At 73.5% G+C, this 14,671-nt stretch carries 13 protein-coding genes; 8 read left to right on the top strand and 5 right to left on the bottom strand.

The annotated features are described in order from the left end of the window. Positions 1–43: 43 nt before the first annotated feature. Positions 44–298: a hypothetical protein gene (locus AB0J24_RS07380; protein ID WP_358676877.1), complete on the bottom strand. Its 255-nt coding sequence runs from the start codon at positions 296–298 to the stop codon at positions 44–46. A gap of 483 nt (positions 299–781) precedes the next feature. On the opposite strand from AB0J24_RS07380, the gene AB0J24_RS07375 reads away from it, so the two are divergent. Beyond that, positions 782–1,738 carry a DUF2188 domain-containing protein gene (locus AB0J24_RS07375; protein WP_358676874.1) on the top strand — a complete coding sequence of 319 codons (957 nt, stop codon included), beginning with the start codon at positions 782–784 and terminating at the stop codon, positions 1,736–1,738. A gap of 55 nt (positions 1,739–1,793) precedes the next feature. Here the strand turns inward: AB0J24_RS07375 and AB0J24_RS07370 are convergent, their stop codons facing one another. Further along, the gene (locus AB0J24_RS07370; RefSeq protein ID WP_358676871.1) at positions 1,794–2,957 is read right to left on the bottom strand and encodes a PIN domain-containing protein; all 1,164 of its coding nucleotides are present in this window, start codon (positions 2,955–2,957) and stop codon (positions 1,794–1,796) included. 395 nt (positions 2,958–3,352) lie between these two features. Between AB0J24_RS07370 and AB0J24_RS07365 the strand changes: the two genes are divergently transcribed. Beyond that, positions 3,353–4,351 (top strand): NAD(P)H nitroreductase, encoded by a 999-nt coding sequence (locus AB0J24_RS07365; RefSeq protein WP_358676868.1) that lies wholly within the window; start codon positions 3,353–3,355, stop codon positions 4,349–4,351. A gap of 105 nt (positions 4,352–4,456) precedes the next feature. After that, a complete protein-coding gene (locus AB0J24_RS07360; RefSeq protein WP_358676865.1) occupies positions 4,457–5,107 on the top strand; it encodes a response regulator transcription factor in 651 nt (216 codons plus the stop codon). Positions 5,108–5,117: 10 nt separating this feature from the next. Here the strand turns inward: AB0J24_RS07360 and AB0J24_RS07355 are convergent, their stop codons facing one another. Further along, a complete protein-coding gene (locus AB0J24_RS07355; RefSeq protein WP_358676862.1) occupies positions 5,118–6,803 on the bottom strand; it encodes a GAF domain-containing protein in 1,686 nt (561 codons plus the stop codon). 206 nt (positions 6,804–7,009) lie between these two features. On the opposite strand from AB0J24_RS07355, the gene AB0J24_RS07350 reads away from it, so the two are divergent. The 4 genes from AB0J24_RS07350 (at position 7,010) to AB0J24_RS07335 (ending at position 11,089) form a co-directional block, all read left to right on the top strand. Then, complete coding sequence (locus tag AB0J24_RS07350) at positions 7,010–8,014, top strand: nitroreductase (protein ID WP_358676859.1); 1,005 nt, start codon at positions 7,010–7,012, stop codon at positions 8,012–8,014. A 209-nt stretch (positions 8,015–8,223) separates the two neighbouring features. Further along, positions 8,224–9,618, top strand: a complete 1,395-nt coding sequence (locus AB0J24_RS07345) for a cytochrome ubiquinol oxidase subunit I (RefSeq protein WP_358676856.1) — start codon at positions 8,224–8,226, stop codon at positions 9,616–9,618. A 17-nt stretch (positions 9,619–9,635) separates the two neighbouring features. Further along, positions 9,636–10,652: a cytochrome d ubiquinol oxidase subunit II gene (cydB, locus tag AB0J24_RS07340; protein WP_358676853.1), complete on the top strand. Its 1,017-nt coding sequence runs from the start codon at positions 9,636–9,638 to the stop codon at positions 10,650–10,652. Further along, positions 10,649–11,089: a CBS domain-containing protein gene (locus tag AB0J24_RS07335; protein WP_358676851.1), complete on the top strand. Its 441-nt coding sequence runs from the start codon at positions 10,649–10,651 to the stop codon at positions 11,087–11,089. Before cydB ends, AB0J24_RS07335 begins: the two co-directional genes overlap by 4 nt. Positions 11,090–11,096: 7 nt before the next feature. Here the strand turns inward: AB0J24_RS07335 and modA are convergent, their stop codons facing one another. Beyond that, positions 11,097–11,897 carry a molybdate ABC transporter substrate-binding protein gene (gene modA, locus AB0J24_RS07330; RefSeq protein WP_358676848.1) on the bottom strand — a complete coding sequence of 267 codons (801 nt, stop codon included), beginning with the start codon at positions 11,895–11,897 and terminating at the stop codon, positions 11,097–11,099. Between the two features lie 204 nt (positions 11,898–12,101). Between modA and AB0J24_RS07325 the strand changes: the two genes are divergently transcribed. Continuing rightward, positions 12,102–13,460, top strand: a complete 1,359-nt coding sequence (locus tag AB0J24_RS07325; RefSeq protein WP_358676846.1) for a mycothione reductase — start codon at positions 12,102–12,104, stop codon at positions 13,458–13,460. Here the strand turns inward: AB0J24_RS07325 and AB0J24_RS07320 are convergent. After that, on the bottom strand, positions 13,454–14,623 hold the full coding sequence (locus tag AB0J24_RS07320; protein WP_358676843.1) for a low temperature requirement protein A: 1,170 nt from the start codon (positions 14,621–14,623) through the stop codon (positions 13,454–13,456). The genes AB0J24_RS07325 and AB0J24_RS07320 overlap by 7 nt on opposite strands. Between the last annotated feature and the right edge of the window lie 48 nt (positions 14,624–14,671).

The raw sequence follows: 14,671 nt of genomic DNA, 5'->3' as shown, positions 1-14,671 counted from the left end.
CACAGCACGGACGGGGCCCGGCCGCACGGCCGGGCCCCGTCCGTCACTCCACCCGTTCCAGCTCGAAGGCCTCGTCACCGATCCAGAGCCGGAGCCCCTCGCCGTCGTCGGTGACGTAGCCGTCCTCCTCCTCCCCCAGCTCCCGGATCGCCCCCATCGCGAGCCGGTTGAACTCGACGACACCGCCACCGACGTCGACCGGGCGGTACTCCCGGGCCAGCAGGGCGGTGCGGCACTCGGTCGACAGCCAGGTCGCGTGCTCCGGACCGACCTCGACCCGCCAGCGTTCATCGCGCATGGAGTCCATTATGGCGTAGGTCACCCCGCCCGTCGCCTGTCTGATACCGACGGCCGTGACCGTGCGTCGCGCAACGGCGTGAACGGAACCGATTCACCGCCCGTCGCGGGGACGACGCCGCTCGCGGTCGGATCCGAGACCGACGCCACTCCCACCACAACTCCCGGCGTCCTCGTGCGTTGAACCGGGCGACCGGCACCTGCAGAACCGGGAGCCCCTGTCGGTGCCGGGCACCATCGGGACACCGGGCATCGCGACCGCGGTCGCGATCCCGGTTCCCGGTGGTGTATTCCCCGGCGCCCACCGGACGCCGTGGGTGCTGCAGATCCTGCTCGGCCTCTTCTTCGTGCTCGCCGACCTTGCGCACCGTGCGCTGACCACCGTTTACCTCCCCGACGGCCCGGGAATCCTCGTGGTAGCACCAGCGCCGCACGTCCGGCGCCACCGAGATCCACGTGCATCACGTACAGGGAGGACACCGCCATGGCCGACCGCCATGTGAAGCCGGCCGACGACGGCTGGACCGTCGAGAAGCAGGGCGCCCAGCGTCCCAGCGCCAGGACCGGCACCCAGGCCGAGGCGATCACCCGCGCGGTGGAGATCATCGCGAACGACGGCGGTGGCGAACTCGTCGTGTACGGCACCGACGGGTCGGTCCGTGAGCGCCGGTCGGTCGCGGCCGGCACCGGCGACACCAGCGGCGGCAGCAACACCAGCGGCACCGCCCGCGGCAACACCAGCGGCAACACCAGCGGCACCGCCGCCAGGGCCACCGCGGGCGCCACGGCCACCGCAGCGCGCGACACCGCGTCGAAGGCGGCGGCCGCCACCGCGCGGACCGCGGACGACGTCGCCTCCGACACCCGCACGACCGGGAAGAAGGTCGCCGGTCACACCCGCAGTGCCGCCTCGAAGGCGGCCGACACCGCACGGTCGGGGGCCGAGGAGGTCGCGCAGGAGGCCCGCAAGGTCTCCGACAACGGCACGTCCCCCGCCGACGCCGGCAAGGCCGCCGCCGACGCCGCACGCAGCACCGGCAAGCAGCTGGCCGACAACGCCTCGCGCACCGGCCGTCAGGTCGCCGGCGAGGTCGGGGCGTCCGCGGAGCGCTCCGCCGCGACCGTGCAGGCCGCCGCCGACCGCGGCGCCGACTCCGCGGTGCGCACCGCGGACCGGGCCGCCCGGGTCGGCAAGACGGTCTCCGACGATCTCGACGACACCGGCGCGAAGCTGGCCCACCGGCTCTACGAGGGTGGCGAGCGGGTGGCGACCCGGCTCGACGAGCTCGCCGCCCGGGTCTACCGGCCGCTCAACCCGATCCGGTTCGGCAGCCGGGTCGCCGCCGGAGCGGTCGCGACCGCGTTCGGCGTGTCCGGCGTCGTGGTCTCCCGGGCCGGGACGCTGTTCCAGCGCGGCACCCGCAAGGCCACCGGCCGCTGAGCGACCGCTCGCCGAAGCCACGAGGGCCCCGCCACGGCGGGGCCCTCGTCGTGGATCAGGGCCGCGGGCTCAGCACGTAGTCACCCGTCTCGTCCTGCCACGACATCCCGACCAGGTCCCTGGCCCGGGCGGCCTTCGCGAACGACAGGAAGCTGCCGAAGCCGTAACGCTTCTCGGAGAACTCCGGAACCCGCTTGCGGAGCTGGTCCTTCAGACCGGACAGCTGCGGGGGGCCGCCGGCCGCCGTCAGGTCGCGCACCACGTCCACGAGCAGGGCGAACGCGTCCTGGTCGGCGTCCGGGTCGTCCGGGACGGTGACCTCCGGGTCACCCTGTGCGGAACCGGGGGCCAGAGCGACGGCGCCCTGGCCCTCCAGGTGCCGCAGGAGCTCACCGAACCCGCGGAAGCCGTGATCGGCCTCGTCGAACGTGGGGTCCTTGCGCAGCACCGCCCGCTTCAGCCGGGACGCCAGCACCGGGCCGTCGGCCTGCCGGGACAGACCGGCCAGCGTGCTCACCACGAGCCCGGCGACGTCGCGCTCCTCGGCACCGCTGGTCGCGGTCTCCTCCGCGTCGGGCGCGTCGGGCGCCGCCCGGAACGTCAGGTCGAACGGGGTCGGCTCCGGCGCCGGCTCCGCGGGCAGAGCAGGCACGGGCGTCGTGGCCGGTGTGGTCGGCGTGCTCGGCACCGGCGGGCGGGATCCGCGGCGGCGGCGCGGCGGGACGGGCTCGCGGGTCGGCTCGAGGCCCGGCAGCCGGTCGTAGAACAGGAACTCGTCGCACGCCGGGGGAAGCAGCGCCGAGGTGGACGACTGCACGCCGATCCCGATCACCCGCTTGTCCAGCTCGCGCAGCTTGTGCATCAGCGGCGTGAAATCGGAGTCGCCGGTCGCGATGGCGAAGGTCGTCACGAACTCCCGCTCGTAGGCGAGCTCGATGGCGTCGACCGCGAGCTTGATGTCGGCGGCGTTCTTGCGGGAACCACCGATCCGCTGCGGGATCTCGATCAGCTCGACCTGGGCACGGGCCATCAGCCGCCGGTCCTCGTCGAACGCCGACCAGTCGGCGTAGGCGCGGCGCACCACCACCCGGCCGCGTTCGGCGAGGGCGTCGGCGACCGGCCCGAAATCGAACGGAACCACGCCGAGACCGTCGCGCGCACCGATCGCGAGGTTCTCGTAGTCGAGCAGCAGTGCGATGCGTTCGTCCTCGTGGGCCACCGCGGAAGCCTACGACCGGCCCGTCCGCCGGGCCGGGCCGGGCGCACCACCGGGCCCTCCGTCCGGCCCACCGGGTGACCGAGGACCCTGCCGGTCCCGCCCGGGAGGGCGCACGCTCGAAGGGTCCATCGACGGGAGGCCCCCATGCCCGACCGGATCCCGCAGCACGACACCGTGCTGTCCGTGCTGTCTGTGCCGGCCGTGCTGTCCGTGCTGTCTGTGCCGGCTGTGCTGTCCGTGCCAGCTGCGCTGCCTGCGCCGGACGCGGCGGCTGCGCCGGACGCGCTGTCGGCGCCCACCGACGACTCTCACCGCACCCCGCGGTCCGTCACCGGGGTGCGGCACGGACCCTCGCCCGGTGGTCACCGTCCGCCGGCCCGGCCGACGGTGGCGCGGTGAGCACCGGGAGGGCGGCGCTGCCGCACCCGGACACCGTCCGGCACGCCGTCGCGACCGCGCTGGAAGCGCCCTCGGTGCACAACGCGCAACCGTGGCGCTGGCGGATCGGGCCGGACCGCGTCGAACTGCACGCCGACCCGGACCGGCGGCTGCCCTTCACCGACCCGGACCGGCGCGACCATCTCGTCAGCTGCGGCGCGGCGCTGGCCACCCTGCACGTGGCACTGGCCGCCTCCGGGATCGGGCACCGGGTCGAGCGGTACCCCGGCGGTGACCGGGACCATCTGGCGACCGTCCGGTTCACCGGGCGGCCGCCGACCGCCGCGGACCGCACCGACGCGCTGCTCGCCCCGGCGATCCGGCGCCGCCGGACCGACCGCAGGCCCTACCGCGACGGTGGCATCGCCGACCACACCCGCGCCGCCCTGACGGCACGGGCCGCGCGGTACGGCGTCACCCTGCACGCGGTCACCGACCCGGTCGCCCGCCACCACCTCGTCGAGCTGGAGCTGGACGCCGCCCGCGAGCTGCGGGCGCGGCCCGGGCACGCCGCCGAACTGCTGGTGTGGACCCACCGCTACGCGGACTCCCGCGACGGCGTGCGCACCGGATCGGTCCCGGTGGGCACCCCCGGGCCGCGCGAGGCCGGCCTCGGGGTCCGTTTCCCGGCAGGTTCCCTGCCGGTACCGGCATCGACGACGGACCTGGCGACGATCCTCGCGCTGAGCACCCCGGCCGACGACGACCCGGCCCGGCTCGCCGCCGGGGAGGCCCTCGGGGTCGTGCTGCTCACCGCGACCAGGGCCGGGCTCGCCACCTGCCCGCTGTCGCGGATCCTGGAGACCGTCCGCACCCGGTCGGCGCTGGCCGCCCGGGTACTGCGCACGGCCGAGCACCCGCAGCTGCTCGTGCGGGTCGGCCGGGCCCCCGACGACCGGGAGCTGCCCGCCACCCCACGGCGCCGGCTCCGGGACGTGCTGCTGCGCGGCGACTAGGGCGCGCCGGGACCATCGGCCCACCCGCCCGGGGCCATCGGCTGCTGCACCCGGCGATCGAGTGGCGCTACCGTCGGCGGTACCCACCCCGACCCGGAGGCACTCGTGACCATCTCGGTGTTCCTGCTCGACGACCACGAGATCGTCCGGCGGGGGCTCGCCCAGCTGCTCGAACTGGAGGACGACATCGAGATCGTCGGCGAGGCGGCGACCGCGGCACAGGCCACGGCCCGGCTGCCGGCGCTCCGGCCGGACGTCGCGATCCTCGACGTCCGGCTGCCCGACGGTGACGGTGTCAGCGTGTGCCGGGACGTCCGCTCCGCGGTCACCCCGCCTCCGGCGTGCCTGATGCTGACCTCCCACGCCGACGACGAGGCGCTGTTCGGCGCGATCATGGCCGGTGCCTCGGGTTACCTGCTCAAGCAGGTCGCCGGGGTGGACCTGGTCGGAGCGGTCCGCACGGTCGCCGCGGGCGGTTCGCTGCTCGACCCGAAGGCGACCGCCGCGGTGCTGGACCGGTTGCGCCGCGGGGCCGACGCCGACGCCGACCCCCGTTACGACGCGCTGAGCCCGCAGGAACAGCGCATCCTCGAGCTGATCGCGGACGGCCTGACCAACCGCCGGATCGGCGACGAGCTGCACCTGGCGGAGAAGACCGTCAAGAACTACGTGTCCTCGGTACTGCACAAGCTCGGCTACTCGCGGCGCACCGAGGCCGCGGTCTACGCCGTCGAACGACGCCGCGCGCGGCGCTGAGACCCGGGCGTCACCGCAGCGGGACGGTCCAGAGCACCCGGGTCCCGACGGCCGGGGAGTCCAGCGTGCACTCCCCGCCCAGCTGGGCGGCACGGTCGGCGAGGTTGCGCAGGCCGCTGCGCCGCTGCGTGTCGCCGATCCCGCAGCCGTCGTCGGCGATCTCCGCGGTCAGGTCCCGATCCGCCGCGACGGTGACCGACAGCGTGCTCGCCCCGGAGTGCCGCACCGCGTTCGTCGCGGCCTCCCGGACGACCGCCAGCAGATGGGCCGCGACCGCAGGTGGGACGAGCGTGTCCACCGGTCCGGTGGTGTGCACCGAGGTCGCGATCCCGGACTCCGCGGTGACCTCGGCGACGGTGTCGAGCAGCTCCCGGCGCAACCCGCCTCCGCCGTGGTCGGCGGTGTGCAGGTCGAAGATCGTCGTCCGGATCTCGCGGACGGTCCGGTCCAGCTCGTCCACGGCCTGCTCGACACGGTCGCGCACCTCGGCGTCCGCGGTGCGGCGCAGCGTCCCCTGCAGCTTCAGCCCGACCGCGAAGAGCCGCTGGATCACGTGGTCGTGCAGGTCGCGGGCGATCCGGTCCCGATCGGCGAGCACCGCCAGCTGCTGATGGGCGCGGTTCTTCTCCCCCAGCTCCAGGGCCAGCGCGGCCTGGTCGGCGAACGACACCAGCAGCGGCACCTCGGACGGCCGGAACGGCGGATCACCCGGTTCCCGCTGGGCGATCAGGACGCCGATCACCCGCTCGACCGCCCGCATCGGGACGGCGACGGTCGGCCCGCCGCCCACCTGTCCGTCGTCCTCGGGAGCATTGAGGATGGCACGTGGGCTCTGCGCCAGCACCGGTTGCAGGCCCTCGACGACATCACGCAGCAACGTCCCGCCGAGGCCGCCCGAGGGCCACGGCCGGCCCGCGGTGGCGCCCTCCCGGAAGCCCCCGGCTTCGTCGGGCCCGAGCGCGATCAGCGTCCCGCTGGCCCGGGACAGTTCCAGGCAGCGGCGGGCGACCAGGGCGAGCGAGTCCGCGTCACCGGTCCCGGCGAGCACCTCGCCCCGGATCTCCGCCGATGCCTCGAGCCACTGCTGACGCAGTAGTCCCTGCTCGAACAGGTCGGCGTTCTGCACCGCGATGCCGGCTGCCGCGGCGAGCGCCTGCAGGATCAGCTCGTCGTCCGCGGTGAACTCGGCGGCACCGACCTTCTCGGTGAGGTAGATGTTGCCGTAGACGGCGTCCCGGACCCGGATCGGGACACCGAGGAAGCTGCGCATCGGCGGGTGGTTCGGTGGGAAGCCGACCGAGGCCGGGTGCGTCGACAGATCGGCGAGGCGCAGCGGGCGCGGGTCCTCGATCAGCTGGCCGAGCAGGCCCTTGCCCTCCGGCGGCCTGCCCAGCGCGGCGCGGGTCTCCGCGTCCAGGCCGACATCGATGAAGCGGGCGATCGAGCCGTCCGGGGCGAGTACACCGAGCGCACCGTAGCGGGCGTCGACCAGGTCGACGGCGGACTGCACGATCCGCTCCAGGGTCGCGTCCAGCTCCAGCCCGGCCGCGACACCCAGCACCGCGTCCAGCAGCTTCTGCATCCGCCAGCGGGCGGTCGCGATCTGACCGAGCCGGTCCTGCACCTCACCGATGAGCTGATCGAGCCGCAACCCGGACAGCATCCGGGCGAGCTCACCCGTCGCCGGCTCCCCCATGCCACTCATCCTCTCCACGGTTCTCAGTGAACCTGACACCCCCAGGTGCTCTCGCACAAGCGTTCCCGGTGGTTACCCACCACCGCGACGGGCCCGTGGTCCCGGCGGCGGCGGGACCTTCGCACCTGACCCGCGCGGGGCGGGCCGCGCCAGGATCGACCAGTCGAACGGGCGGGCCGAGGCACCGTCCGCACAAGGGGGACCGCATGGACGCGACCTTTCACCCCGGGACGGTCACCGGCGCGCTCGGGCTGGACGAGGAGACCACCGCCACCGTGCTCCGGTTCGCCACCCGGGCGCCGTCGCTGCACAACAGCCAGCCGTGGCGGTTCCGGTTGCTGCCCGACCGGATCGAGCTGCGCGCCGACCCGCAGCGGCAGCTACCGGTCGCCGACCCGACCGGCCGCGAGCTGCGGATCGGCTGCGGCGCCGCACTGTTCACGCTGCGGCTGGCGTTGATCGATGCCGGGGTCCGCCCACTGGTCAGCCGGTATCCGCAGCCCGGGGACCCGGACCTGGTCGCGGTGGTGCGGCACGGCGGCATCGTGCGCGCCACCCCCGAGCAGCGCAGGCTGCTGGAGGCGGTGCCGCGCCGGCGTACCAACCGGCGGCCGTTCCGGGACATCACCGTGCCCGATCCGGCCCGCTCCGCGCTGCGCCGCGCCGCGTTCGAGGAGGGCACCTGGCTGCATCTGGTCACCGACCCGACGCAACTGGCCGAGCTGGGCAGGCTGGCCCGCGAGGCGCACCTGGTGCAGCAGGCGGACGCCCGGTTCACCGCCGAGCTGGCCGCGTGGACCGGGCGGTCCGGTTCCCGCGACGACGGCGTCCCCGCCTCGGCGGGCGGCCCGTGCCCGCCGCCGAACCAGCCGTGGGTGGTGCGCGAGTTCGGCGGCGACGCCTACCCGCGCCCGGCCCCGGCGGCCTTCGAGTCCGACCCGCTGATCGCGGTGCTGAGCGTGCACACCGACGGGCCGCGCGAGGAGCTGCGGGCCGGTGAGGCGATGCAGCGGGTGCTGCTGACGGCGACCGTGGCCGGGTTGTCCGCGTCGTTCCTGTCCCAGCTCGTCGAGGTCCCCGAGATCCGCGAGCAGGCCAGGCGGCTGCTCGGCGGGACCCGTCCACCGCAGGTCGTGCTACGGATCGGGAGCGGGGTACCGGTCCCGGCGACTCCCCGGCGGGCGCCCGAGAAGGTCGTCGACCCCGCCTGATCCCCGGTCCGGGCCGTGTGGGGTGGGCCCGGACCGGACCTGCGACGGGTCCCGGACCGGGCGGGCCGAACGGCCCGGCGGCCGCCGGACCACCGGCGTCCCGCCACCGGTCCTCTGCCCGGTCCGCCCCGGCGGCGTAGCGGCGAGGCTCTGCTCCGACGGCCCGGACGACCGGGCCACCCGTCGGTCCGGAGGAGCGCTGAGATCGGATGAACCTCGACCTGGCCCGGTGGCAGTTCGCCGTCACCACCGTGTACCACTTCCTGTTCGTCCCGCTCACGATCGGGCTGTCGGTGCTCGTCGCGAGCATGCAGACGGTGTGGTTCGCGACCGGTGACCAGCGCTGGCTGCGGATGACGAAGTTCTGGGGCAAGCTGTTCCTGATCAACTTCGCGATGGGTGTGGTCACCGGGATCGTGCAGGAGTTCCAGTTCGGGATGAACTGGAGCGACTACAGCCGGTTCGTCGGCGACGTGTTCGGGGCGCCGCTGGCGATCGAGGGCCTGCTGGCGTTCTTCCTCGAGTCGACCTTCCTCGGTCTGTGGATCTTCGGCTGGGACCGGCTGTCCCGGCCGGTGCACCTGGCCTGCATCTGGCTGGCCGCGATCGGCACGATCCTCTCGGCGTACTTCATCCTCGCCGCGAACTCCTGGATGCAGCATCCGGTCGGATTCACGGTCAACGAGGCCACCGGCCGGGCGGAGCTGAACGACTTCGCCGCTCTGCTCACCAACTCGACGGCGGTCGCCGCGTTCGGTCACACGATCACCGCCTGCTTCGTCACCGCGGGCATGTTCCTGGTGGCGATCAGCGCCTGGAACCTGGCCAGGAGCCGCTTCCCGGAGGTCTTCCGGCCCTCGATCCGGCTGGGTCTGTGGACGGTGCTGGTGGCGAGCCTCGGCGTGGTGCTTACCGGTGACATCCAGGCCCGCCTGATGACCCAGCAGCAGCCGATGAAGATGGCCGCGGCCGAGGCGCTCTGGGACACCGTGGCGCCGGCGTCGTTCTCGATCGTCACGATCGGCAGCGCGGACGGGACCCAGGAGCTGTGGAGCCTGCGGGTCCCGCGGTTGCTCTCGTTCCTGGCGACCGGCACCTGGGACGGGGAGGTCGAGGGCATCAACCAGCTGCAGGCGCAGGCGGTCGCGGCCTTCGGTCCGGGGCTCTACGTGCCGGATGTCGCGACGACGTACTGGATGTTCCGGTTGATGATCGGTTTCGGGCTGCTGGCCGCGCTCGTCGCGGTGATCGGCCTGTGGCTGACCCGGCGCCGGGCGGGCCGCTTCCCGGCCTGGTTCGGCACCGTGGCACTGCTCGGGCTCGTCACCCCGTTCGCCGCGAACTCGGCGGGCTGGATCTTCACCGAGATGGGCCGCCAACCGTGGGTGGTCTACGGCGTGCTGCAGACCGCGGACGGGGTGTCGCCGTCGGTCGGCTGGGCGTCGGTGCTGACCTCGCTGATCGTGTTCACCCTGCTCTACGGCGTGCTCGCGGTGGCCGAGGTGGTGCTGCTGATCCGGGCGGTGAAGGCCGGCCCGGCCCCGGGTGAGGCACTGACCAGCGGCGGGCCGGCGCCGGTCGCCGATCCGGCACCGAGCTACTAGCTACTGAGGAGGACGGCGTGGAACTCGTCGACGTGTGGTTCATCCTGATCGCGGTCCTGTGGACCGGCTACCTGTGCCTGGAGGGATTCGACTTCGGCGTCGGGATGCTGCTGCCCGCGGTGGCCCGCGACGAGCACGACCGGCAGGTCGCGCTCGGCACGATCGGGCCGGTCTGGGACGGCAACGAGGTGTGGCTGCTGGTCGCGGGCGGTGCGACGTTCGCGGCGTTCCCCGAGTGGTACGCGAGCCTGTTCTCCGGGTTCTACCTGGCGTTCCTGCTCCTGCTCGTGGCGTTGATCCTGCGCGGGATCGCGCTGGAGTACCGGCCCAAGGAACCCCGCTGGGCGCCGGTGCTCGACCGGGTTCTCACCGGCTCGTCGCTGGCGGCGGCGCTGCTGGTCGGCGTCGCACTGTCGAACATCGTGCGCGGCGTCCCGCTGGACGCCGACCACGAGTTCACCGGCACCCTGCTCACCCTGCTCAACCCCTACGCACTGCTCGGCGGGGTGACGCTGGTGGCGGTGTTCGCGCTGCACGGCGCTGTGTTCCTGGCGCTGAAGACCGACGGGCCGGTTCGTGAACGGTCCGCCGCCGTCGCGGTGTCGGCCGGAATGCTCGCCGTCCCGGTCGGTGGGGCCTTCCTGGTGTGGACGCTGATCGACGGCGCCCAGCCGTGGGCGCTGGCCCCGGTCATGGTCGCCGCACTCGGCCTGCTGCTGGCGACCGTGCTGGTGGCCCGTGGCCGGGAGGGTTGGTCGTTCACCGCGACGACGGTCGCGATCGTGGCCGTCGCGGTGACCCTGTTCGGCTCGCTGTACCCCGACGTCCTTCCCTCGACCACCGATCCGGCGTTCTCGCTGACCGTGGACAACGCCGCGTCCACGCCGTACACGCTCACGATCATGACCTGGGTGGCGGGGATCGTCACACCGGTGGTGCTCGGCTACCAGGCGTGGACGTTCTGGGTGTTCCGCAGGCGATTGACCCGGCAGGACTACGGCGTCCCCGCCGAGGTCACCGGGGGTGTGTCGTGACCGGCGCGGAGAAGCCGGTGCGGTTCGCCGCCCCACCGGAGACCCTCGACGACCGGCCCGACCCGCTGCTGCGCCAGGTCATGTCGGACCGGCTGCTGGCGGTCACCCCCGCAACCCCGGTGCGGACGGCGCTGGAGGCGATGCTCGCCCAGGACGTCCACCACCTTCCGGTGCTCGACGGGCACCACTGCCGCGGCATGGCCACCGAGGCGGACCTGCTGCGCGGCATCGCCGCGCAGCGCAGCCCGCTCGGCTGGACCGTGCTGCGGGTGGCCGATGTGCACGGACCGGCGCTGTTGCTGCCCGGCACGGCCCGGCTCTCCGAGGCCGCCCGGCTGATGACGGACCGCGGCCGGGACGCCGTGCTCGTCGAGACCGGCGGTCGGATCCGCGGGATCGTCACCGCGACCGACCTGGTCCGCCGCTGGCGGCCCTGAGCAGGGCTCAGGGCGCGCCGAACCCGGCCGCCTCCAGCACCTGCCTGCCCTCGTCACCGGTCACGTAGTCCACCCACTGCTGGGCGAGCTCCTGGTTCTGCGTGTTCCGCAGCACCGTGATCGGGTACTCGTTCACCGCCTGCGCCGCCTGGTCGAAGTCGACGCCCTCGGCCTGCCCGTTCGACGCGGCGACGTCGGTCCGGTAGACCAGTCCGGCGTCGGCGTTGCCGGTGGTGACCTTCTGCAGCACCGACTTGACGTCCTGCTCCTCGGAGACCGCGGGGATGTCGACGCCGGCGGCCTGCTCGACCCGCTCGGTGGCCGAACCGCACGGCACCTGCGGTGCGCAGACCACCGTGCGCAGGTCCGGGTTCACCAGGTCCTCCAGCGAGGAGACCGACCTCGGGTTGTCCGGTGCGACCGCGATCTGCAGCGTGTTCGTCGCGAAGACCACGGGCTCGCCCGCGGCGTTGCCCGCGTCGGTCACCTTGGTCATGTTGTTCTGGTCGGCCGAGGCGAAGACGTCGGCCGGGGCACCCTGGTTGATCTGCTGCGCCAGAGCGGACGACCCGGCGAAGTTGAAGACGACGTCGGTGCCGGGGTTCGCCGCCTCGAAGCCCTGCTCCAGTTCCTCGAAGGTGCCGGTGAGCGACGCCGCCGCGAACACGGTCAGCGTGCCGCCCTGGGGCTGCTCGCCCGGCTGAGCCTGGTCGCCCCCGGTGTCACCGCCACCGCACCCGGCCAGCACGGCCAGCACGGACGCGGCCAGTGCGGCACCGACGCCGCGGGGAACGGATCTGCTCTTCACGTGGGCTCTCCCGGTGCTCGACGACATGTCCGCAGCGGTAGGTTCCGTATCCGGAGCTGCGGTATCGCGAGGATGATAGGTACGCATCAGCGACATTGCTACTGCGAGATCGACGCAGATCGGAGATCAGCCTGTGCGCCCTCCGGTCGCGGTCGTGGCCGCGATCGGCGGGCGGGATCCGGCACCGGTTCCTACGCTCCGTCCGTGACCCATCACGATCTCGCCGTCGTCGGCACCGGTTCCGGGAACACGATCGTCGACGAGCGGTTCACCGGGCTCGACGTGGTGCACGTCGAGGCCACCCGGTTCGGCGGCACCTGTCTCAACGTCGGCTGCATCCCGACGAAGATGCTCGCCCACACCGCGGACCTCGCCCGGTCGGCGCGCACGGCCGCCCGCTTCGGGGTGGACGCCACGATCGACCGGGTCCGCTGGCGCGACATCGTCGATCGCGTGTACGGCAGGCTCGACCCGATCGGTGACCGGGGCCGCGAGAAGCGCGCCGCGCACGGCACGGTGCACATCGGGCACGCCCGGTTCACCGGGCCGCGCGCGCTGACCGTCGACCTCGCCGACGGCGGCACGACGGCGTTCACCGCCGACCGCGTCGTGCTCGCGACCGGTGGCCGGCCCACGGTGCCGCCGGTGGTCGCCGACTCGGGGGTCCCGTTCGACACCTCCGACACGATCATGCGGATCGAGGAGCTGCCCCGGCGGCTCGCGGTACTCGGCGGCGGTTACATCGCGGCCGAGCTCGCCCACGTGTTCGGCGGTCTCGGCTGCGAGGTCACGATCGTCGAGGTCGCGGACACCCTGCTGGCCGGGATGGACGAGACCGTGGCGCAGCGGTTCACCGGGGCCGTCCGGGAGCGGTTCGACGTCCGCACCGGGGTCGCGGTGCAGCGCGTGACCGGCGGCGCCGGAGAGATCCGGTTGCTCCTCGACGACGGCACGCAGGTCCGCGCCGACCGGCTCCTGGTCGCGGCGGGACGCACCCCCAACGGCGACCGGATGGATCTTCCCGCGGGCGACGTCGCCACCCACGACGACGGCCGGGTCCGCGTCGACCGGTACGGCCGCACCACCGCCGAGGGGGTCTGGGCGCTCGGCGACATCAGCACCGCGCACCCGCTCAAGCACGTCGCGAACCACGAGGCACGGGTCGTCGCGCACAATCTCGCGCACCCGGACGACCTGCGCGCCGTCGACCACGAGCGGGTGCCCGCGGCCGTGTTCGCGAACCCGCAGGTCGGCACCGTCGGGCTGACCGCCCAGCAGTGCCGCGCCGACGGCCTGGCCCACCGGACCGGGTTCCACGAGTACAGCGAGGTCGCCTACGGCTGGGCGATGGAGGAGCGGCGCGGCTTCTGCAAGGTGATCACTGCGCCGGACGGGAGGCTGCTCGGGGCGCACGTACTCGGCCCGCAGGCGTCCGTGCTGGTCCAGCAGCTGGTCCAGGCGATGGCGCTGGGCGTCACCGCGCAGCGGCTCGCCGACGTGCAGTACTGGATCCACCCGGCGCTGTCCGAGGTCGTGGAGAACGCCCTGCGGGACGTTCAGTAGGCCGGCGCCGGTCGCGACGAGAGCTGGGTGACCGCGGCCAGCCCGACCAGCACGGCCAGCACCACGAGCCCGATCACGATCGCCGGGAGTGCTGCCCCGAGCAGCAGCGCCAACGCCGCCGCAACGACCAGGACCCCGGCCGCGAGGTAGCGGCTGCGCCCCGCCGTGCCCGTCCGGCTGCGCAGGTAGATCGTGTTTCCCACCAGGTAGAGCAGTGGTCCGCCGACCGAGGCGAGCACCAGCGCAGGCCCGTTCTCCGGGTGCGTGAGGTGCAGGTCGATCGCCACCGCGAAGAGCACCGCACCGCCGACCATCAGGCCGTGCGCGTAGGCGAACGCCGACCGGGCCGCGCGGGTGCTGCCGTCGCCGTGGCCGGCCGGTGAGTCGTGACCGGCCAGCGCGAAGTACGACCACCACAGCGCGACCAGGCCGGTGAACCCGAGCCCGGCGACCAGCACCGCGAACGGGGTGATCGGTTCCAGCTCCGACAGCGTGAAGCCCATGATCAGGATGGACTCGCCGAGAGCGATGATGAAGACGAGCCGGTTGCGCTCCGCGAGGTGCTCGATGTCGACCGGCCAGCTCCGCATCGGGGCCGCGCCGAGCCCGGGCACCCGGAACTCCAGACGCGGTCCGGCGAGGTCGACCGCTACCGCCAGCCCCCAGACGACCAGCCGGGCGGTCGGCGGCAGCAACGCACCGAGCAGGAACAACGCGCCCGCCACCGAGCTCCACACCAGCAGGTTGCGGTAGTTGCGGGAGAGCACGTGGCCGCGCATCGCGATCCACATGAACAGCGGACGCCCGATCTGGGCCGTCGCATAACAGACGGCGAAGAGCAGGCCGCCGTCACCGAACGCGGTCGGCAGGGCCAGCGCCATCCCCAGCGCGGCCAGCATCAGCAGCGCGTTCAGCAGCCGCACCGACGTCCGCGCCGGATCGAGGTAGTTCATCGCCCAGGCCGAGTAGTTCCACAGCCACCACACCGCGGCGAACAGCAGGGCCGTCTCGACCACCCCGCGCGGGGTGAGGTGGTAGAGCAGCGTGTGCGAGACCTGGATGATCGCGAACACGTAGACGAGGTCGAAGAACAGCTCGATGGGTGCGACCTCGGAGTCCCCGTCGCGCCGCAGCAGGCGTGGTGCCCGGTCCCGGACCGTCATCGGCGGAGGGTACTGCGCGCCGCCCGGCCCTCCTTGCGTTAGGGCCGT

The sequence above is a fragment of the Pseudonocardia sp. NPDC049635 genome, from assembly GCF_040659795.1.
GTDB lineage: Bacteria > Actinomycetota > Actinomycetes > Mycobacteriales > Pseudonocardiaceae > Pseudonocardia.
Note: the sequence above shows the minus strand (reverse complement) of the source record. Positions and strands in the feature narration are given on the sequence as shown.